The following is a 22,602-nucleotide window of genomic DNA, read 5'->3' on the forward strand; positions in this document are numbered from 1 at the left end:
ACTTATCCATAAAATTGGAGGTAGTTTTAATGCCGTATACTCCTATGATGGAACAATATTTAAAAATAAAAGAGAAGTACAAAGATTCGATTTTATTTTTTCGAATCGGTGATTTTTATGAAATGTTTTTTGATGATGCAGTAATTGCGTCGAAAGAGTTGGAAATAGTTTTGACAGGCAAAGATTGTGGACAAGAAGAAAGAGCACCAATGGCTGGAGTGCCATTTCATGCCGCAGATTTTTATATAGATAAATTAGTCAAAAAAGGATATAAAGTAGCGATTTGTGAACAGTTAGAGGATCCTGCTTATGCTAAAGGATTGGTAGAAAGAGATGTCATACGAGTTTTTACTCCAGGTACTGTAATAAACACAAATTCATTAGAGGAAAAAAGCAATAATTACCTTTTATCTATATTTAAAGAAGGAGACGGCTATGGATTGTCTTTTGTTGATGTGTTGACAGGAGAATTATTTGTGACACAAATTACAAAGTGTAACGATATAAGAAAAATATACGACGAAATAATGAGATACAGTCCTTCTGAAATAATAGCCAATAATGATTTTTTTGAATTAAAAAGATTAGTGAAAATTTTAAATTCAAGTAAAGTTTTTATAAACAAATATGATAAAGTATTAAATAATGCAGAAGATATAATAATAACTCAATTTAACAGATCACTGAAAGATTTAAAATTAGAGAGGAAAAAATATGCAATAAAATCTTTAGCATCTGTTCTTTTGTACTTAAAAGAAATGCAGAAGGTTGAATTAAAACAATTAAACAATTTAACTTATTATGAAGATAATTCTTTCATGTTGCTTGATAATAACACAATAAGAAACTTGGAAATCGTATATTCAATAAATAGAGATCATTCAAAAAGTGGGACTTTACTCAGTGTATTAGATCAAACTGTTACACCTATGGGGGGAAGATTACTTAAAAGATGGTTAGAAGAACCTTTAATAGATGTAGAAAAAATCAATTATCGATTGAATTCTGTTTCGGAATTATACAATGATTATAAAGGGCGATTGGATATTAGAGATATTTTAAAGGGGATTTATGATTTAGAAAGGCTTTCCAGCAAATTAGTTTATCAAAATATAAATGCAAAAGATCTTTTGTCTATAAAGATCTCAATTGAAAGGCTTCCTAAGTTAAAACAATTGCTTGATAAGTACAAGTCTAATTATTTAAAAGAGATATTTAGTAAGTTAGATACATTACAAGATATACATGATTTAATCGATAAATCAATAAAAGATGATCCATCTTCTAATGTTAAGGAAGGAAATATCATAAAAGATGGATTTGATAAAAATATTGATGAATTAAGAAGAGCATCGATAGATGGTAAATCATGGATAGCAAACCTTGAATCATATGAGAAAGAAAAAACCGGCATAAAAACATTAAAAATTGGTTATAATAAAGTATTTGGTTACTATATTGAAGTGTCAAAATCATATATATCATCTGTTCCTGAAAATTATATTAGAAAGCAGACACTTGCTAATGCTGAGAGGTATATTACTCCAGAACTTAAAGAAATAGAAGAAAAAATTCTCGGTGCAGAAACAAAGCTTGTAGAGATGGAGTATGAAATTTTTGACCGTATAAGAGAACAGATAAAAAATGAGATATACCGAATACAGATGACGTCCAGATATATAGCAATTTTAGATGTTCTCGTTTCTCTGGCGACGGTGGCAGAAACAAATAATTATGTTAAGCCTATTGTAAATAGCAGTGACAGAATTGTGATAAAAGATGGAAGACACCCAGTCATTGAAACGATTATGGATGACTCTTTTATATCAAATGATATCGAAATTGATGATAAAAAGCCTATCATGATTATAACAGGGCCAAATATGGCAGGAAAATCTACTTACATGCGTCAAGTTGCATTGATTGTCTTGATGGCTCAAATTGGTAGTTTTGTTCCAGCATCATATGCTGAAATAGGCGTTGTCGATAGGATTTTTACAAGAGTAGGTGCATCTGACGATTTATTTTCTGGGCAAAGTACTTTTATGGTGGAAATGAATGAAGTATCACTAATATTAAATTCTGCCACGAAAAACAGTTTAATTATACTTGATGAAGTTGGACGTGGCACAAGCACTTATGATGGTATGAGCATAGCATGTGCTATTCTTGAATACATTCATGATAAAATAAAGGCAAAAACGATGTTTGCAACACATTATCATGAATTGACTAATTTAGAAGACAAGCTAGATGGAATTAAAAATTATAATATCTCAGTTGAAGAGACGGATGATGAAATAATTTTTTTGCGAAAGATAATACCTGGTGCGGCAGATAAAAGCTATGGCATTCAGGTTGCAAAATTAGCTGGACTGCCGGATGAAGTCATTCAAAATGCGAAAAAAATATTGAATAATTTAGAGAATAGCGACTTAGAAGTGGCCACTACATTTATGCCTACTCAGATTGATATATTCAGCTTAGAAAAAGAAACGTTGATAGAAGAAATAGTTGACTTAGATATAGAAAATATTACGCCTATACAAGCTTTAAATTATTTATACGATTTAAAGAAAAAAGCCCTTTCATTAAGGATGTGATACAATGAATAAAATCAACCTTTTAGATGATGAGTTGATAAATAAAATTTCTGCTGGTGAAGTTGTTGAAAGACCAATGTCTATAGTTAAAGAACTTGTAGAAAATTCAATAGACGCAGATAGTAAGAACATTACAATTGAAATAATAGATGGTGGAATACCTTACATAAAGGTTTTAGATGATGGTTGTGGTATGAATGAAATTGATGCTGTTTTAGCTTTTGGGCGTCATGCTACAAGCAAGATAAAATCAACAGATGATCTTTTTAACATAGGGACATTAGGGTTTCGCGGTGAAGCATTAGCAAGTATTGCGGCTATATCAAAAGTTTTGTTAAAGACTAAGGAAGAAAATTCCTTGTATGGGACTCTAATCAATGTTGAAGGTGGAAAAATTTTAAAAAAAGTTAAGTGCGGATGCGAGAAGGGCTGTAGCGTTGAAGTAAAAGATGTGTTTTACAATACACCAGCAAGGAGAAAGTTTTTAAAGCGACCATCTACAGAGGCAATGTATATAACAGATATGGTAGCTAAAATTGCCCTTTCAAGGCCAGATATATCATTTAGATATATAAAAGATAAAAGAATGGAATTTATGACGTCTGGAAATAATTCTGTCAATGAGGTCATTTTAAGGCTTTATGGTGATGAATTGTATTCAAATTTGATAGAGACCGAATACAATGATGAATATATGAATATAAAAATATTTTTATGTAAGCCTTCGTATACAAGAGGAAATCGAAACATGCAAATTTTATTTGTCAATGGAAGGTTTGTAAAAAACAAGATCTATACAACTGCTGTTGAAGAAGCATATAAAACATTGATTCCAGTAAATAGATATCCTGTTGTGATCACGTATTTAAATATTGATCCTAAAAATATAGATGTAAATGTTCATCCAACAAAATTAGAAGTTAAATTTTCAGACGAAAAGGAAATTTTTGACTCAATATACAAAAGCATAAAAAATGCTTTAAATAGATCAAATCTCATTCCAACTATTAGACATGATATGTTTACATATGCAGATATCACAGAAAATAAAGTAGAAGAAAAATCTAATCCGAAACAGCTTAATATGATAGAAGAAGAGTCAACTAATAAAATATTAGAAGTCTATCCAAATAACAAAAGTTTTGTATCCAACGTAAAGGAAAGCAGCGAAAAGGCTTATTTTGATTACAATGATGTCAATGCTTTCAACAAAGAAATCGAAAATACGCACATAGAAAATTTTAATACATTGCCTGATGAACGTGATGATTATAAAATCGTTGGTGTGATTTTTTCAACTTATATAATTGTAGAAAAAGACGACGTGATCTACTTAGTAGATCAACATGCTGCGCATGAAAGGATATTGTATGAAAAGTTTATGAACATGTATAATAATGTTCAGGGAAAACAGACAACGATCCCCATTCTGATAAATATTGAACCTGGTGATGATGTTATAATAAATGAAAATATAGAATTATTTAATAAATTGGGTTATAAATTTGAAAGTTTTGGAAATAATTCAATTGTATTAAGAGAAGTGCCGGTTGTATTAGGTCAGCCAGAATCAAGACAACTATTCATTGACATAATTGATAAATTGAAAAGAGATGATTTTAACAAAGACATTAATCTAAAAGAAGAAACAATAATAATGATGGCTTGCAAAAAGGCAGTTAAAGCAATGGACAGTTTATCAAAAGAGGAGATTAACTCTTTATTTAATGATTTAAAAGTTACTGAAAATCCCTATACGTGTCCACATGGGCGGCCGGTAATAGTATCGATAAAAAAATATGAATTAGAAAAAATGTTTAAAAGGATCATGTAAGAGGTGTTTCAATGGCAATACCATTATTAATAATCGTAGGACCAACTGCTTCAGGAAAGTCAAGATTATCTATAGAAATTGCTAAATTTTATAATGGTGAAATAATATCTGCTGATTCGATGCAGATATATAAATATATGAATATTGGAACTGCTAAAGTAACAGATGAAGAAAGACAAGGTATACCACATTATATGATAGATATAGTTGAACCAAACGTTAAATTTAGTGTCGCTGAATACGAGAAAATGGCTAAACCATTGATAGATGATATTTTTAAAAGAAGGAAATTACCAATTGTTGTTGGCGGTACAGGTTTATATGTGGATTCATTAATTTACATAATGAATTTTTCAGAGTATATTGGCAATGATGATTTTAGATCTGCCCTAAAAAATATAGCGTCTGTTTTAGGCAATGAATATTTATTTGAAAGGTTAAAAATGATCGACCCTAAAACTTATTCTAAACTTCATCCAAATGACTTAAGAAGAGTCATTAGAGCTTTAGAGGTTTACCAATTTACCGGGATACCAATTTCTGTTTATCAGGAATTAAGCAATAAGCGCATCAATCCAGACTACAATACCGTAATGATAGGCTTAAATTACAGAAATAGAGAAACTTTGTATAAAAAAATTGATGATAGAGTAGATGCGATGATAAAAAATAATTTAATAGATGAAGTGGTAAATTTGCTAAAAATAGGGTATAATAAGTATGGTACATCTATGCAGGCTTTAGGGTATAAAGAAATTGTAGAATATCTGGAGGGAAAAGTTTCATTAGAAGAAGCAATTGCCGATTTAAAAACGAAGACAAGGAGGTATGCAAAAAGGCAGATAACATGGTTTAAAAGTTATGAAACCATAAATTGGTTTTATGTTGATGATTATAGTAGTTTTGAAGATCTTAAAAAAAATATTATTTCTTTTTTAGCAGGAAAATTAAAATTTAAGTAGAATATAAATAATTATTAACAACAATAGAAGGGGGATGGCTATATGAATCAAAAAACAGCTATCAATTTACAGGATATTTTTTTAAATCAGGTAAGAAAAGAACATATTGCTGTAACAGTTTATCTGATTAATGGCTTTCAATTAAAAGGCATGGTTAAAGGTTTTGACAATTTTACGGTTGTTTTAGAAACAGATAATAAACAACAGCAGTTAATATACAAACACGCTGTTTCTACAATAACGCCTTTAAAGCCAGTAATTTTTACAACGACTGAGAAGGATGAAAAGCAGCAATAATGTAAGAAAACGCAAAAACAGTATTAGAATAGCTAATACTGTTTTTAAATATTGGAGGTATATGTTTATGAAAATTGGATTTATAGGAACTGGTAATATGGGGACAGCTTTAATCAACGGCTTAATAAATTCTGAGTTTGCCACTGCAAATGATATATATGCCTATGATATTTCATATGACAAACTTTTAAAATTAAAGGATGAATTAGGCATAAACATATCTAAAAGCAATGTCGATGTGATAAATGAGTGTGATGTTGTTATTTTAGCAGTAAAGCCAAACTTATATGATAGCGTCTTAGAAGAAATAAAAAACGATGTAGATGAAAATAAAATTGTTATTATAATTGCCCCTGGAATTAGTATTGATCATGTAAAGAGCATTTTAAATAAAGGGAAAATAGTGCGTACAATTCCCAACACACCAGCTTTGATTGGAGAAGGTATTACAGCTATATCGTATCCTGAAGATATATCTTTTAATGATAAAGAAATAGTTGAGAAAATATTCAAATCATGTGGAGAAATAGTTGAGATAAAAGAAAATCTAATAGATGCGGCAATGGCAATATCAAGTTGTAGCCCAGCTTACGTGTACATGTTTATTGAAGCTTTATCTGACGCTGGTGTATCGTTAGGTTTACCGAGAGATGTAGCCTACAAATTGTCTTCAAAAGCTGTTTCGGGTTCTGGTAGTATGGTTTTAAAAACAGGTTTTCATCCTGGCTATTTAAAAGATATGGTTACATCACCAGCTGGAACTACGATACAAGGTGTCAGGACTTTGGAAAGGTACGGATTAAGAAGTGCTGTTTTTGAAGCTGTAATTTCATCTTTTGAAAAAATAAAGGGAAACAAACAATGATAAATATGTCTGATGTTACTATATATACTGATGGCGCTTGTAGTGGTAATCCGGGTCCAGGTGGCTGGGGAGCAATTTTGATTTATAAAGACATAGTAAAAGAAAAATCAGGCTATGAAGAAAATACCACTAATAACAGAATGGAATTGACAGCCGCTATAGAAGCTTTAAAAATGCTAAAAAGGCCTTGCAAGGTAAATTTATATAGCGATAGCAGTTATTTAATAAATGCATTTAATCAAAAATGGATAGATAATTGGCTGAAAAGAGGCTGGATTAAATCTGATAATAAGACTCCTGTGGAAAATAAAGATCTGTGGCTTAAATTATTAGATTTATCATCAATACATAATATTAAATGGATTAAAGTCAAAGGACATGCTGATAATGAATACAATAATAGATGTGATAAACTGGCCACTGATGAGATAAAAAAACATCAAATTGGGATTATAAAATAATTCATTTAAATCAATACCCAATTATACGAAATAACTATTTCGTATAATTGGGTATATATAAAGTTTATAGAGGTGAATTTTTGATATGTTTATCTCAACTAAAGATAATTTAGAATTACCTCCTATTCTCGAAGAATTCTTAAATTATTTTTCTACTATAAAAGCTAGATCGCCTAATACTGTTAAAGCCTATTTATACGATTTAATTTTGTTTTTCAGATTTATAAAGGTTAGAAAAAATCTATGCTCTGATTCTGATTTTGATAACATCGATATTAGCGATGTTGATATCTCTCTCATTGAGTCGATCGATTTGAATGATTTGTATGCCTTTTTATCCTTTGTCACACATGAAAGATCTAATACTCCTCCGGCCCGTGCTCGCAAAGTTGCAAGTTTAAGGTCTTTTTATAATTACCTATACGCAAAAAGAAAAGTAATAACAAAAAACCCTGCTTTGGAATTAGAATCACCTAAGCTTGGTATTAGACAGCCTGTATATTTGACATTAGATGAAAGCGTAAAATTATTAAATTCTATTGATGGAGAATTTAAAGAGCGGGATTACGCAATAATCACCTTATTCTTAAATTGTGGGCTTAGACTTTCGGAATTAGCAAATATAAATATTACTGATATTAAAGATGATAAACTTACAGTTATCGGTAAGGGAAATAAGCAGCGGACTGTTTACCTTAATGATGCGTGTATTAATGCCATAAACGATTATTTAAAAGTTAGGCCACATGACGGCGTTAAAGACAAAAAAGCATTATTTTTAAGCAAAAGATTGCAAAGAATAAGCATTAAGACTATACAATACATCGTCAAAAAACATTTAAAAGACGCTAATCTTGATGGCAAAAAGTATTCTACTCATAAACTTAGACATACGGCGGCGACGCTTATGTACAGATATGGAAAAGTTGATATTAGAACATTGCAAAGGTTGTTAGGACATTCCAATGTATCAACTACACAGATATATACGCATGTTGACGACAGTCAACTGAGAGATGCTGTAAGTAAGAATCCCCTCTCTGAATTGAATATTGATAATAAGAACTAATGTTTGATTAAATTGTGTCTTTGTGTTATAATAAAGAAAAATTTGGAGGGGTCTAATTGTGAAAGATGCATCTAAAATAAGCGTTAAACAACAAGAGATAATTGATTTTATAAAGAGTGAAATTAAACGCAAAGGATATCCACCATCGGTAAGAGAAATTGGGAAAGCTGTGGGCTTGCGTTCCACATCAACAGTTCATGGACACTTGTCGCGCCTTGAGAAAAAAGGCTATATTAGAAGAGATCCAACAAAACCGAGAGCTATTGAGGTTTTAAGCAATGATGAAAAGTATATTAGCGACGTTGTAAAATTGCCTGTTATTGGTAAGGTTACTGCTGGAACTCCTATATTAGCTGTTCAAAATATTGAAGAGTATTATTCTGTACCAAGAGATCTTATTACAGGTTATGAAAGTGAAAGTTTTATTTTAAAAGTTCGCGGAGAAAGCATGATAAATGCAGGTATATTAGACGGTGATTACATCATAATTAGAAAGCAGTCATACGCAGACAACGGTGACATTGTAGTAGCTTTGATGGAAGATGAAGCAACTGTGAAAAGATTTTATAAAGAAAACAATCATATAAGGTTGCAACCTGAAAATCCTTCAATGAACCCTATAATTGTAGATGATGTGATGATTTTAGGAAAAGTAGTTGGAGTAATAAGAAAGCTCAAATGAATCATCGTTTGAGCTTTCTTAAATTTAGATTTTGATGAATCCTTTCTCTATCATATTGCTTATTGCAATCATAAGGCTAAGCTTTACTTGATAATATGATAACCCCCCTTGTACATAAGCTGTATATGGTTTCCTAATAGGAGCATCAGCACTTAATTCAATAGATGAACCTTGAATAAATCCACCTGCAGCCATAATGACTTGATCATCATATCCTGGCATATCCCATGGTTCGGGAACTACATGTGAATCAACAGGAGAACCTTTTTGAATGCTTTGAATGAAAGTAATCAACTCTTCTTTTGTTTTAAATCTAATTGCCTGTACAATATCTGTTCTCAAATCATTGAATCTCGGCAAAACTTCATATCCCAGTGTTTCCATTATTTTAGCTAAAATTATAGCTCCTTTCAATGCATTGCCAACAATTAAAGGTGAAAAAAATAATCCTTCTAATGTTAAACGATTTGTATTCAATGTAGGGCCTACCTTCTTCCCTATCCCAGGTGCAAATAATCTGTATGCTGCTTTTTCAACAAGCTCTTTCTTTCCTGCAACATAACCACCTGTAGGAGATATACCACCCCCAGGATTTTTTATCAAAGAGCCTGCAATCAGATCTGCTCCAACGTCTGTTGGTTCTAAATCCTCTGTAAATTCACCATAACAATTGTCTACAAATACAATTATATCTTTATTTTTGCCTTTCAACTTTTTAATCACAAATTCAATATCACCAATAGAAAGTGAATACCTAAAGTCATATCCTTTTGATCTCTGTATCATAACCATTTTGGTTTTACTTGAAACTTCGCTTATAAGTTTTTCTACGTCAATTTTCCCATTTTTTAAAAGAGGGATTTCTTTGTATATAATTCCTAAATCTGTAAGAGAACCATTGTTTCTATTGCTTCCCTTCCCTATTATATCATTAAGAGTATCATACGGTGTTCCACAAGCCGATATTAGCTCATCATTTGGTCTTAATACACCATAAAGGCATAAAGATATGGCATGTGTTCCAGAAACTATTTGAGGCCTTACTAAGGCGTCTTGTGTGTTAAATATGTCAGAATATATTTTTTCTATTGTATCTCTTCCTATGTCGCCATAACCATATCCTGTTGTTCCATTAAAATGTATATCGCTCAAATGATTCTTTTGCATTGCGTACAATACTTTATATTGATTTTTTTCTACGATCTTGTCAATTTTTTTAAACTCCTCTTCAACATCATTTTCTGCCTTTTCAAGCAAAAAAATAACATCTTTAGAGATGTTAAATTTTCCTTCAAGTATGTTTTCCGACATATTCTCAATCCTCTCTAATATCAATAGAATCAATTATCATCAAATCGTCTTTTGTTATTGTTTTTTTATTTATTACTCTTACAGCTTGTTTTCTTATAGCTCTTTCAATTATGTTTCTAACCAACCTCGCATTGCCTATTTCTCTTGTAGTGTTGTCATTAATTAAAACTTTCATTATTTTTCTTTTTGCGCTATCTGTTAGTACGTATTGCCTATTCTTTGTCATTAATTCCGCAATCCGTAACAATTCATCTATAGTGTAGTCAGGAAAATCAATTTGTATAGGAAATCTAGATCTTAAACCTGGGTTTGTGTTTAGAAAATATTCCATTTCATCTCTATAACCTGCCAAAATCAAGACAAACTGATCTTTGTAATCTTCCATTGCTTTGACTAAAGTATCAATCGCCTCTTTACCAAAGTCCTTTTCTCCACCCCTTGCCAAGGAATAAGCTTCATCGACAAATAGTATTCCACCTAATGCTTTTTTTACATTTTCTTGTACTCTATGAGCCGTATGTCCTATGTATTCGCCAACTAAGTCGGCTCTTTCCACTTCTACGACATGTCCTTTGTTAAGGACTCCAATGCCTTTTAAAAGTTTACCCAATATTCTTGCAACGGTTGTCTTTCCAGTACCAGGATTCCCCTTAAACACCATATGTAAAACTATGGGATCTGTAACTAATCCTGCATTTTTCCTCTTAATTTGAACTTGCTCTAAAGCATATAACTCGTTTATTATTTGTTTTACTTTGTTAAGACCAATTAAAGAGTTTAACTCTTTTAATGCTTCTATTTCGAGGTTTTTATCTTTTTCTATATTTTTATTGTCATCAGATTTTGTCTTTTTGTCAATCTTATAATTTTCAAAGTTTACAGACCATATACTCATGACAATCACATCCCAATACATTTTTCGCTAATACTATTTTATGATATTGGGATGTGAAATGTTCATACTGTTTATTATGGGCGAATTCTGGACAGTGTTCTTGGAAATGGTATACATTCTCTCACATGTTCTGTATTAGTTATCCATGCAACTGTTCTCTCTATACCAAGTCCAAAGCCGGAATGTGGTACAGTGCCATATTTTCGTAAATCAAGATACCAATCGTACATATCAATAGGCAAATTTTCTTCTTTCAGTCTTTTTACTAACAAATCATAATCGTGAATACGCTGACTGCCTCCAATAATCTCCCCATAGCCTTCAGGTGCAAGCAAATCTGCACATAGCACTACTTCAGGTCTATCTTCTTTCGGTTGCATGTAAAAGGCTTTGCATTTGGCAGGATATTCAGTTATGAAGACAGGTTTATCAAATTGATTTGACAAGAATGTCTCATCTGGCGAGCCCAAATCATTCCCCCATTGAATCTCATATCCATTTTTATTCAAAAGCTCAATTGCTTCATCGTATGTCAATCGAGGAAAAGGAGTTTTGATTTTTTCCAGCTTACTTAGATCTCTTCCAAGTTCTTTTAATTCCCTTGAACAGTTTTCTAATACAGATTGAACTATGTATTCTACCAACTTTTCTTGAACTTCCATATTGGCATAATGATCGACAAAAGCCATTTCAGGCTCAACCATCCAAAACTCATTTAAGTGTCTTCTTGTTTTTGATTTTTCAGCTCTAAATGTTGGACCAAAGCTGTACACTTTACCTAATGCCATGGCAGCAGCTTCTTGATACAACTGACCAGTTTGTGAAAGATAAGCATTTTCACCAAAATAATCTATTTGAAAAAGGTCTGAAGTTCCTTCACAAGTAGATGGTGTTATGATTGGCGAGTCAATTCTTACAAAATCATTATTATTTAAAAACTCTTGTATTGACTTTATAACTTCATGGCGAATAGACAAAATTGCCTGCTGTCTCGGTGTTCTGATCCAAAGGTGTCTATTGTCTAATAAAAAATCTACTCCATGTTCTTTTAATGAAATAGGATAATCATTAAAAGCCATTTGTATTAAATCTATATTTTTGACTGTAAGTTCGAAACCGAATGGAGATCTTTCATCTTTTCTCACAATGCCAGAAACTGATATAGAAGACTCCTGTGTTAATTTGTCGCAAAGTTCAAAGACATTTTCGTCTACTTCATTTTTTACAACTATGCCCTGAACAAATCCAGATCCATCTCGTATTATTAAAAATTTAATTTTTCCGCTGGATCTTTTATTGTACAGCCATCCATTAATTGTAACTTCTTCCCCCACATGATCTTTCATTTCTTTTATTTTTATCAGATTCATATTTACGCCTCCTATCACGTAAATTATAACATAATTATTTTTATACTTCTATACTGACTTCTACGTCTTCAATGCGATTTGCATTAAGCAACGGTTTAACCACATTCTCTATGTATTCTACCGTCTGATTGATAGCTCTTCCAGTAAATTTGATAGGATTTATAATATCATTAATCTCTGTGTCTGACAAGATTATTCTTTCATCTTTTTTTAACAAATCTAATAGCTGATTTTCTCCACCGTTTTTAATAATTTCTTGGGCCTTTAGCGAATTTTCACGTATGACTTCATGCAATTCTTGTCTATCTCCACCTTTTACAACGCATTCCATTAAAATTGATTCAGTAGCCATAAATGGCAGTTCATTCATGACATGCTTGTTAATTATTTTGGTATTCACCTGTAATCCAGATGCGACATTTAAATATAAATTTAAAATAGCATCAGTTGCGAGAAACATCTCTGGTATTACGATTCTTCTATTGGCAGAATCATCAAGTGTTCTTTCAAACCATTGTGAAGATGATGTAATTGATGAATTAAGCAGTGCCGTAATAACGTATCTGGAAAGCGATGCTATCCTTTCAGATCTCATAGGATTTCTTTTATATGCCATTGCTGATGAGCCTACTTGTTTTTCTTCAAATGGTTCTTCTATTTCCTTTAAATGCTGCAACAATCTTATATCATTGCTAAATTTGTGTGCACTTTGAGCTATTTCACTCAAAACAGAAAGAAGCAAAAAGTCATACTTCCTTGTGTAAGTTTGACCAGTTACGTCAAACGATTTGTCAAAGCCCATCTTTTCTACTACAAGCCTATCAAGCAGTTTTACTTTTTCTTCGTCACCATTAAACAACTCCATGAAACTTGCCTGTGTTCCTGTTGTTCCTTTTACGCCTCTTAGCTTTATATTTTTAAGCCTATATTCAAGATCTTCGTAGTCAAATATCAAATCTTGAATCCATAGAGTAGCTCTTTTCCCGACAGTTGTCAACTGAGCTGGTTGAAAGTGAGTAAAACCCAATGTAGGTACATCTTTATATTTTAATGCAAAATCTGAAAGTATCTCAATTAGCTTAAGCAATTTTTTTCTGATTATCTGGAATCCTTTATACATAAGTATAATATCTGTATTATCATCCACAAAAGCAGATGTTGCTCCTAAGTGTATAATCGGCTTTGCCTTTGGACACTGCATACCATATGCTCTAATATGTGCCATGACATCGTGACGTAGTTCTTTTTCCAACCTCTTAGCATCTTCGTAATTTATATCTTCAACATGTTTCTCCATCTCTTCTATTTGTTCATCGGTGATATTAAGCCCTAATTCTTTTTCGCTTTTTGCTAAAGCGATCCATAGCTTTCTCCAAGTTTTGAATTTTTCATCATCTGAGAATATTTGAGACATTTCTTTGCTTGCATAACGTGTTATCAATGGATTTTCATATAGATTTGACATAATTACCTCCGATTTCTAAAAATTTGTTAATAAGTTTTCTATTCTATTAAAGCCTTCTTCAATATTTTTCATCGATGTTGCATACGAAACTCTAATATAATTATCATTGCCAAATGGAAGACATGGTATTACAGCAACTTTAGCTTTTTCTAAAAGAAAATTAGCAAAAGCAATTGAACCATTTATTTTTGTTTCATCTATTTCAGTCCCAATAAAATTACTGATATTGATAATTATATAAAATGCTCCATCTGGTGGGATAGCCTTTAAACCATCTATTTTATTTATTCTTTGAAGCATGTAATCCCGTCTTCTCTTAAATTCAACAACCATAGTTTTGATAGTATCATCGCCTTGATTTAGTGCCGTAACACTGGCATATTGAGCTATCGTATTAGGATTTGATGTAGTATGACTTTGAATATTGTTAATTAGTTTTGCGATCTCAGGATTTGATACAGAATATCCAATCCTCCATCCTGTCATTGAATAAGCTTTTGACATACCATTTATTATAATTGTCAAGTTTTTTATTTCTTCATTAAAAGAAGCAATGCTGACATGTTTTCCGTTGTAAATTAACTTTTCATAAATTTCATCAGAAATCACATAAATATTATGTTTTACAGCTAAAGATGCTATATTTTTCAATTCCTCTTCATTATAAACTGCCCCAGTAGGATTATTTGGGCTATTTATAATAATTGCTTTTGTCTTATCGCTTATTGCTTCTTCTAATTGCGTTGCAGTAATTTTAAAATTATTGCTTTCTGCAGTATCAATAAAAACTGGAACACCGCCAGCTAACTTAACCATTTCAGGATAGCTAAGCCAATAAGGAGAAGGAATTATGACTTCGTCACCTTGATTTAATATGGCACATAATGTATTAAATATTGCCTGTTTAGCACCATTTGAAACTACTATTTGAGAAACATCATAAGATAAATTATTGTCTCTTTTTAACTTTTGTACTATTGCTTCTTTTAGCTCCAAAATACCTGAAGTAGGTGTATATTTTGTGTAACCTTCTTTTATAGCACTAATTGCTGCTTCTTTTATATAATCAGGTGTATCAAAATCAGGTTCTCCTGCTCCAAAACCAATCACATTTATTCCTGATTTTCTCATTCTATTTGCTTTGGCGGTAATATCTAATGTCAGTGAAGGACTAATGCTAAGAGCCTTGTCCGATAATCTCATATTTCCACCTCCTACAGTATATCTATTATTTTAACTTATTTTTGATATTATTTCTACTATTTAATACTTTCTTTAAGTTTTAACACATATTTGTAATCAAGCTTTACTGTACCCAATAAATATCTTCCATCTATATCAATTCCATGAAAATCTGAACCACCGGTTATTAATAAATTATTTTCTATCGCAAAATCTTTAAAAAACTCTATATCCTTCTCATCATGTTTTGAATGATAAACTTCGATTCCCTTTAAACCATTTTTAATAAGATGATTAATGATCTTTTTATCTTTAAGAAGACCTGGATGCGCCAATACAGGTATGCCACCAATATTTTTTATCATCTTAATTGATTCAAATGGATGAAGCCTATATCTCTCAACATATGCTGGTTGTCCTTCACCAATATATCTGTCGAAAGCTTCTTTTACGCTTTTTGAATAACCTGCCTCAACTATAGCTCTTGCAATATGAGGTCGTCCTATATAAGATTCTTTAGTGTATTTTAGTACATCATCATAATTTATGTTAACACCAATTTCATTAAGCTTTTGAATCATAAGTTTTGAACGAGAAATTCTAGAATCTCTAATCTCTATCAATCTTCTTAAAAAATCTTCATTATTGTGATCGATAAAATATCCAAGTATGTGTACGTCTTGCTTTCCATCATATGAGTTAAGCTCAATCCCAGGGATTATTTCTACGTCGAAAAATTTTGAGACATGTATTGCTTCATCAATGCCTTCCAATGTATCATGATCTGTAATAGCAATAATACTCAAACCGGCTTTTTTTGCCAAGTGTACTACTTCTTTTGGTTTATGTGTTCCATCTGATTTAGTAGTGTGTATGTGCAAGTCAGCAAACATTTATTTTCACTCCTAATGTTAAACTAAAAACAACCTGTTTTGCAGGTTGTTCATCTTGGCTCTACGATCAACTTAATGGCTGTTCGTTCTTCTCCATCGATTTCAATGTCTGTAAAGGCTGGTATACAAATTAAATCGATACCACCAGGTGCAACAAAACCTCTTGCTATAGCTACTGCTTTTATTGCTTGATTTAATGCACCTGCTCCAATTGCTTGTACTTCTGCTCCACCGCGTTCTCTGAGTACACCAGCTAGTGCACCTGCTACTGAATTTGGATTAGACTTTGCTGAGACCTTTAAAACCTCCATCATATATCCCCCTTTTAATATATCGAATACATTATCTATATTCTACAAAAAAATTAAAAATCCTTCTAAATTGAAACTTATATATAATTTTTGTTTATTCTGTAAATATCAATACATTTTCCTGTAGATTCATCTATTTTTATTACCAATCCATTTATTTGAGCTGGGCCTTTTGCAATATCAAATTTAACAGGCAAAGAAGATGTAAATTTTTTTATTATCTTATCTTTGTCCATTCCCAAAACAGAATCGTATGGACCAGTCATTCCCACATCAGTTATATATCCGGTGCCACCTGGCAATATTTTTTCATCTGCCGTTTGAACATGTGTATGTGTCCCATACACGCATGATACTTTCCCATCTAAGTAATAACCTAAAGCTATTTTTTCTGATGTGGCTTCAGCATGAAAGTCAACAATTATTATGTTTGTATGTTCTTTTAACATTTTAATTTCTTCATCAGCAACAAAAAAAGGATTGTTATTACATGGCATAAACACTGTCCCTTGCAAATTGATAATTCCGATTTTTACATTGTTTATGTTAAGCAAAGAAGAACCTCTTCCAGGGGTGTTAGGAAGATAATTTGCAGGTCTTACAATTCTTCTTTCTTCATAGATAAAATTAAAAATTTCTTTTTGATCCCAAACATGGTTACCCATAGTTAAAGCCGATATTCCCATTTCAAAAAGTTCATCGGCAACTTTTCGTGTTATGCCATTTCCACCTGCAGCATTTTCAGCATTTGCAATGACCAAATTAATATTATTTTCTTCAATTAATTGTCGCAATTTATCTTTCAGTATATTTCTTCCGATTCTTCCAACAATATCACCTATTATGAGCGTATTCATATAAACCTCCGTTCATTTACAACATAATATTATTATACTACTATAATTGATAATTATAATTATAAATCGAAAAGCGTGCATATGCACGCTTTATTTCAAATTTATTTAGCATAATCAACTGCAACAGTTTCCCTAACTACTATAACCTTAATTTGACCAGGATATTCTAATTCTTCCTCGATCTTCTTAGTAATTTCTCTTGCTAACATGATCGTAGTTTCATCATTTATGATTTCTGGTTTTACTATTATTCTTATTTCTCTGCCAGCCTGTATAGCATACGATTTTTCAACACCATCAAATGAATTAGCAATTTCCTCTAATTTATTTAATCTTTTTAAATACGCTTCAAGTGTCTCACGTCTTGCACCAGGTCTTGCTGCAGATATGGCATCTGCTGACTGAACTAAAACTGCTTCTACCGTCTGAGGTTCAACATCATTGTGATGTGCCATTATAGCATGAATGACTTCGTTTGACTCGTGATATCTTTTTGCAAGATCGGCCCCTATCATTACATGCGGACCTTCAACTTCATGGTCTACTGCCTTTCCTATATCATGCAACAATCCGGCTCTTTTGGCTATATTTGCGTCGGCACCAAGTTCGTAGGCCATAAGCCCTGCTAAATGAGCAACTTCTATGGAGTGCTTCAAAACATTCTGCCCATAACTTGTCCTAAACTTTAATCTTCCAAGCAATTTTATCAATTCAGGGTGAATTCCGTGAACACCAACTTCAAAAGTCGCTTCTTCTCCAGCTTTAATAATGACATTATCAACTTCTTTTCTAGCTTTTTCCACCATTTCTTCAATTCTGGCTGGATGTATTCTTCCATCTTCAATTAATTTTTCTAAAGCTATACGGGCGATTTCACGCCGTATTGGATCGAATCCTGATATAACTACCGCTTCAGGTGTGTCATCAATTATCAAATCAATACCTGTTAACGTCTCTAAGGTTCTAATATTCCTGCCTTCACGTCCTATGATTCTTCCTTTCATTTCATCGTTAGGCAATGCTACTACCGAAACAGTTGTTTCAGCTGCATGATCAACAGCACATCGTTGAATTGAAGTAACAACTATTTCCCTTGCTTTGCTTTCTGCTTCTTCTTTTGCTTTAGCTTCAATTTCCTTTATCATTAAAGCAGCTTCATGTGATATTTCGTTTTTAACATCGTTTAATAAAATATTTCTGGCTTCTTCTCTGGTTAATTCGGATATTCTTTCTAATTCCTCAACTTCTTTTTGATGCATTATTTTAATTTCTTCTTCCAAATCGCTTATTTCTTTTTGTTTCTTTTCAATCATTGCATCTTTTTGTTCTAATGTTTCAGCTCTTCTGTCAAGAGACTCTTCTTTTTGGATTAAACGTCTTTCCATTCTTTGAAGTTCGCCTCTACGATCCCTGACTTCCTTTTCGAGATCAGTTCGTTGTCTATGAATTTCTTCCTTTGCTTCCAAAAGCAACTCTCTTTTTTTATTTTCACCGTCTTTTTTTGCATTTTCCAAAATAGTTTTAGCTAATTCTTCAGCGCTTTTTATTTTGGATTCTGCAATAAATTTTCGTATGAAATATCCTGCAAAAAGACCAATTGCTATGGCTATTAATGCAATTACTGCTATAAATATTGGACTAATATTGTTAATATGCCTACACCTCCTTTGTTGATACTCATTTTATATTTTATTCCTATTTCAAAATTATGTCAAGTTAGCTTAGCATCCTTTCTATATTGCGGACTCAGAGCTTAAGGATAAACTATATGTGAACCATTTTCATCTTTCGTAATCTCTATTGAGTATGGAAAACTTTCTTTAAGTTCATCAATATGCGTTATTACTAAGACTAATTCAAATTCATCTTTTATCATATTCAATACGTCAATAATATTTTGACGTCCAAGGACATCTTGAGACCCAAAGCCTTCGTCTATTATTAAGGTTTGTAAATTAACACCTGCTCTTCTTGATAAAAATTTTGACAAGGCGATTCTCAACGCAAAATTGATCCTAAAGGCTTCTCCACCGCTAAAAAGCTCGTATTTTCTTTTTCCCAACTCATCCGAAATTTCTATATCAAGCGTTTCTTGTACAGAGCCATTTTTGTTAATTTTTTGAGTTACTAGACTTACATACATCTTTCCATCTGATAATTTAGATAAAAAATTGTTGGCAGTATCTTCAAATTCCGGCAATGCATTTTCTATAATTAACGCTTGTATACCCTTTTTGCTAAAACTTTTCTCCAATATTTCGTAATAATGTATTTCGGATAGATAAACATCCCTTTCTTTATTTAAATCGACAATTTTTTTCTCTAAAATTTCTAACCTATTCAGTTGGTCAACAATAGATGTTAAACTGGCATTTAGTTCCAGATATTCATTGTTAACAATATCCATTTTTTGTTTTATTTTTTTTATGTCATCTAACAAATTATCATAACCAACAAGCTGTGATTTGAAAAACTCCAACATTTCTTTGTCTTTGTTTAGATATTCTGAATAAACTTCTATTGTCTTTTTATAACTTTGATATGTATTCTGATAATCAGATAGATTTTTTTTTGAAATACAAAGTCTTTCATATTTTTTTTCAAAGTCTCTATATAATTCATATTTATTCTTTATATTTTCATAAAGCTCAATTGAAAAGTTTAAATTTTTTAATTTAGTTTCAACATCTGACAATTTATCTTTTTCAGCAGAAGCAAAAGATTCATTTGCCAAATAATTATTAACATCGTCAATTTTTTTCTTTAATTCGTTTAGTAGATTTAATAAGCTTTCTTTTTCAGCAATAGCATTTTTAAGTGAATCTATGTTAGCTATTAACTTTTCCCGTTTATTTTGAAGCATCAACAGATTTTCTCGTTCTTTTTTTAAAAATCTTATATTGTTTTGCTCTTTTAAAATTTCATCTTTTATTGCATATATCTTATTTGATATATCATTTATTTCTTTTTTGATATCATTCAGCAAACCGCTTTTTTTATTTTCATCAAGCGGTGAATTACACAATGGACATTTTGCACCAGTTTGCAATATTGCTTTGTAGTTTTCTTTAAGTTCTTCCGTCTTTTTATTAAAATTGTCCAGTTGAACTTTATATTCAGCTATTTTTTGAGTAGATTTTTGAATTTCTTCATCGTTTAATTTTATTTTTTCTTGTAAATTATCAATTTCCTGTAGGCCTTTTTCCAATTCACGTAATTTTGAAACATTATTTTCTATTTCATTGTACCTTAGTAAAGTATCATTGTATTTAAATTGTAAATTCTTTAGTTCCAACTGAGTTTCTTTTCTCAATATATTTATGTTAGTTTCAATTTGGATTTTTTCTCTTTCAAGCTGATTAAAATCAGTATATTTTTTTTCAAGCTCTTTTAGCTGTTCTTTTACAAATTTAAATGTATTATATCCTTCAAGGATTTCACTTTCATCCTTCAAAAGATTATTTACTTCATTTATTTTATTTTTCATATCCTCCATCATAATCTTGTATTCTGAGATTACTTTTTCGTTAAACTTTATTCTTTCACTATATTCATTGTATTTTATTATGTTATCATCCATGTAGCGTTTTTTTTCATCTAATTCGTTTAAATCAATGCTCAACCTGTCAATTTCGCATTTTTTTTCACTGCATTTTTTTAAAAGTTCATCTCTTTTGTAAACTAACTCATTTTTATCTTTTACTTCATTCATATACAGTTTCAATTGTTCATCTATAATATTTACCTTTTTCTCGTATTCATTGCGCTTTATTTTAGCTTTCTCCTGCAATCTATCGTATATATCTAAGCCCAGGACCTCAGAAAATATCTCCTTTCTTTTTGTCGAATCAGCCTCAGAAAAAAAGCCATACTTGTTTTGTGGCATGAAAGATGAAGCAACAAAAGTATCATAATCTAACATGATAGTGCTTTCAATTTTGTCTCTTGTATCTTCTAATCTTTCTTGAGTCAATGATTTTAATGTTCCATCATCTCCTATTATATGAAATTCAAGGATGGAACTTGAATTTCTTTTTTTCTTTCTTAGAATTCGATATTTAGTATTATTTATTTTGAATATGAATTCTACTTCCATCTCATCAGCACCAATTCTTATAAGATCATCACTGCCTCTACCAGCACCATCTAAACCTCTAGCTCTTCCCCAAATACACCATGTTATAGCATCCCAAAGTGATGATTTACCATTCCCATTTTTACCTGTAATTGCAGCAATATGAAATCTTGTAAAATCCATTACTTCGTTTTCAGAATATGACATAAAATTCTTCAACGTAAGCCTTATTGGAACCATTTATTTGTTCACCTCTTCTATTAGTTCTTTGTATAAGAGGGAAGCTCTTTTTAGAAGTTCATCTTTATCAACATCTAAATCAACAGACAAAAAATATTTCGATAGAGCGTCAATTGGATTAAGCTGTTCATTTATTTCAGGATTTCTTAAAGCACCTTTATCAGCATCAAATTCTTTTTTTATGCCAACAAAATAATAAGAATTTTCATTAAAATATTTGCTTATTTCTCTGTACCTGATGTGTTTATCGATATCCTTTGTGATTTTTAAGTTTAGTCTGACAATTGACTCTTTTAAATCGTATTTTTTAGCTGCTTTTAATATTTCTTCAGTAGGATAAGAATCATCTTTTATTTCGATATTGATAGTTTTAAACTGCCTGGAATTCGTAGTGATAAACTTATGTGTAACATTCTGTCCATCGATAATGACGTGACAGAAACCTTTTTCGTCTCTTTCTTCCCCAAAATCTATTTTCTCTATACTGCCACTGTATACGGCAAGTGGCATATCCCATACTACTTGATATTTATGTATATGACCCAATGCAATGTATTTGTATTGCGGTCTAGCAATTACGCTTATTGGTACAACAACTTCATCTCCAATCATAATGCTTTTTTCACTGCTGGTGATAGCTCCTGTTACGGATACATGAGCTGATAAAATTGATGGTATAGAAGGATCAAGTTTTGCCGTAAGAATATCAATGATAGTATTTATTTTTTCAATCATTTTTTTGTTTATCTCATTTATACTTAAATTTTTGCTTTCTTCAAGTTTCAAAAGAAAACTTTTAGGAAAATACGGAAGACACGCAACTTGCAATGGACCATTCTTAGTTTCAATAAGAAAAATATCAGGTTTGTTGGCTACATATACGTTCTTTACATCTAAAATTTTATATATATCAAAAGCCCTTGCTTTCGAATCAGAATTTGGTTGGTCATGGTTTCCGTTGTTTATAACAACAGGAATATGTTCTGAAAGACGTTTTATTCTTTTTGCCAGTTCTCTTTGCTGAGTAGGATTAGGTTCCCTGGATTTGTACATATCGCCTGAAATAACTGCTATGTCACAATTCTCTATAGAATAATCTACAAACCGATCAAACGCATTTAGAAAATCTTCTAATCTAGTATTTAATCCTGTTTTTTTGTTTATAATACCGTAATTCTCTATTCCAATATGAATATCTGCTGTATGTGCAATATTTATCATTTGTTTCAC

At 31.4% G+C, this 22,602-nt stretch carries 19 protein-coding genes; 8 read left to right on the forward strand and 11 right to left on the reverse strand.

The annotated features are described in order from the left end of the window. The first annotated feature begins 29 nt into the window (after positions 1-29). The 8 genes from mutS (at position 30) to lexA (ending at position 8,773) form a co-directional block, all read left to right on the forward strand. Positions 30-2,603, forward strand: a complete 2,574-nt coding sequence (gene mutS / locus THEXY_RS06380) for a DNA mismatch repair protein MutS (protein ID WP_013788019.1) — start codon at positions 30-32, stop codon at positions 2,601-2,603. 4 nt (positions 2,604-2,607) lie between these two features. Continuing rightward, positions 2,608-4,437 carry a DNA mismatch repair endonuclease MutL gene (mutL, locus tag THEXY_RS06385; RefSeq protein ID WP_013788020.1) on the forward strand — a complete coding sequence of 610 codons (1,830 nt, stop codon included), beginning with the start codon at positions 2,608-2,610 and terminating at the stop codon, positions 4,435-4,437. A gap of 11 nt (positions 4,438-4,448) precedes the next feature. Further along, complete coding sequence (gene miaA / locus THEXY_RS06390; protein ID WP_013788021.1) at positions 4,449-5,399, forward strand: tRNA (adenosine(37)-N6)-dimethylallyltransferase MiaA; 951 nt, start codon at positions 4,449-4,451, stop codon at positions 5,397-5,399. A 42-nt stretch (positions 5,400-5,441) separates the two neighbouring features. Next, positions 5,442-5,696, forward strand: a complete 255-nt coding sequence (hfq, locus tag THEXY_RS06395; RefSeq protein WP_013788022.1) for an RNA chaperone Hfq — start codon at positions 5,442-5,444, stop codon at positions 5,694-5,696. A gap of 67 nt (positions 5,697-5,763) precedes the next feature. Further along, the gene (gene proC, locus THEXY_RS06400; protein WP_013788023.1) at positions 5,764-6,561 is read left to right on the forward strand and encodes a pyrroline-5-carboxylate reductase; all 798 of its coding nucleotides are present in this window, start codon (positions 5,764-5,766) and stop codon (positions 6,559-6,561) included. Further along, positions 6,558-7,022 (forward strand): ribonuclease HI, encoded by a 465-nt coding sequence (gene rnhA / locus THEXY_RS06405; protein WP_013788024.1) that lies wholly within the window; start codon positions 6,558-6,560, stop codon positions 7,020-7,022. The genes proC and rnhA overlap by 4 nt, the downstream gene beginning before the upstream one ends. An 85-nt stretch (positions 7,023-7,107) precedes the next feature. Then, positions 7,108-8,091, forward strand: a complete 984-nt coding sequence (locus THEXY_RS06410) for a tyrosine recombinase XerC (protein ID WP_013788025.1) — start codon at positions 7,108-7,110, stop codon at positions 8,089-8,091. 58 nt (positions 8,092-8,149) lie between these two features. Next, positions 8,150-8,773: a transcriptional repressor LexA gene (lexA, locus tag THEXY_RS06415; protein WP_013788026.1), complete on the forward strand. Its 624-nt coding sequence runs from the start codon at positions 8,150-8,152 to the stop codon at positions 8,771-8,773. Between the two features lie 24 nt (positions 8,774-8,797). On the opposite strand, the gene THEXY_RS06420 is transcribed toward lexA, so the two are convergent. From THEXY_RS06420 to THEXY_RS06470, 11 genes are all read right to left on the reverse strand, one after another. Next, positions 8,798-10,084, reverse strand: a complete 1,287-nt coding sequence (locus THEXY_RS06420; RefSeq protein ID WP_013788027.1) for a methionine gamma-lyase family protein — start codon at positions 10,082-10,084, stop codon at positions 8,798-8,800. Between the two features lie 4 nt (positions 10,085-10,088). Then, positions 10,089-10,979 carry a stage V sporulation protein K gene (gene spoVK / locus THEXY_RS06425; protein ID WP_013788028.1) on the reverse strand — a complete coding sequence of 297 codons (891 nt, stop codon included), beginning with the start codon at positions 10,977-10,979 and terminating at the stop codon, positions 10,089-10,091. A 74-nt stretch (positions 10,980-11,053) separates the two neighbouring features. Then, the gene (asnS, locus tag THEXY_RS06430; RefSeq protein WP_013788029.1) at positions 11,054-12,349 is read right to left on the reverse strand and encodes an asparagine--tRNA ligase; all 1,296 of its coding nucleotides are present in this window, start codon (positions 12,347-12,349) and stop codon (positions 11,054-11,056) included. A 40-nt stretch (positions 12,350-12,389) separates the two neighbouring features. Next, complete coding sequence (purB, locus tag THEXY_RS06435; protein ID WP_013788030.1) at positions 12,390-13,814, reverse strand: adenylosuccinate lyase; 1,425 nt, start codon at positions 13,812-13,814, stop codon at positions 12,390-12,392. Between the two features lie 15 nt (positions 13,815-13,829). Further along, a complete protein-coding gene (locus tag THEXY_RS06440) occupies positions 13,830-15,017 on the reverse strand; it encodes a pyridoxal phosphate-dependent aminotransferase (protein ID WP_013788031.1) in 1,188 nt (395 codons plus the stop codon). A gap of 56 nt (positions 15,018-15,073) precedes the next feature. Continuing rightward, positions 15,074-15,889 carry a PHP domain-containing protein gene (locus THEXY_RS06445; protein ID WP_013788032.1) on the reverse strand — a complete coding sequence of 272 codons (816 nt, stop codon included), beginning with the start codon at positions 15,887-15,889 and terminating at the stop codon, positions 15,074-15,076. A gap of 50 nt (positions 15,890-15,939) precedes the next feature. Beyond that, the gene (locus THEXY_RS06450; RefSeq protein WP_013297863.1) at positions 15,940-16,200 is read right to left on the reverse strand and encodes a stage V sporulation protein S; all 261 of its coding nucleotides are present in this window, start codon (positions 16,198-16,200) and stop codon (positions 15,940-15,942) included. Between the two features lie 77 nt (positions 16,201-16,277). Continuing rightward, positions 16,278-17,057, reverse strand: coding sequence for a TIGR00282 family metallophosphoesterase (locus tag THEXY_RS06455; protein WP_013788033.1), 780 nt, complete (start codon positions 17,055-17,057; stop codon positions 16,278-16,280). A gap of 101 nt (positions 17,058-17,158) precedes the next feature. Further along, positions 17,159-18,685, reverse strand: coding sequence for a ribonuclease Y (rny, locus tag THEXY_RS06460; protein ID WP_041592083.1), 1,527 nt, complete (start codon positions 18,683-18,685; stop codon positions 17,159-17,161). 125 nt (positions 18,686-18,810) lie between these two features. After that, positions 18,811-21,372, reverse strand: coding sequence for an AAA family ATPase (locus THEXY_RS06465; RefSeq protein ID WP_013788035.1), 2,562 nt, complete (start codon positions 21,370-21,372; stop codon positions 18,811-18,813). Beyond that, positions 21,373-22,593 (reverse strand): metallophosphoesterase family protein, encoded by a 1,221-nt coding sequence (locus THEXY_RS06470; protein WP_013788036.1) that lies wholly within the window; start codon positions 22,591-22,593, stop codon positions 21,373-21,375. Positions 22,594-22,602: the final 9 nt, after the last annotated feature.

This window comes from Thermoanaerobacterium xylanolyticum LX-11, assembly GCF_000189775.2.
GTDB classification, from domain to species: Bacteria; Bacillota; Thermoanaerobacteria; order Thermoanaerobacterales; family Thermoanaerobacteraceae; genus Thermoanaerobacterium; species Thermoanaerobacterium thermosulfurigenes.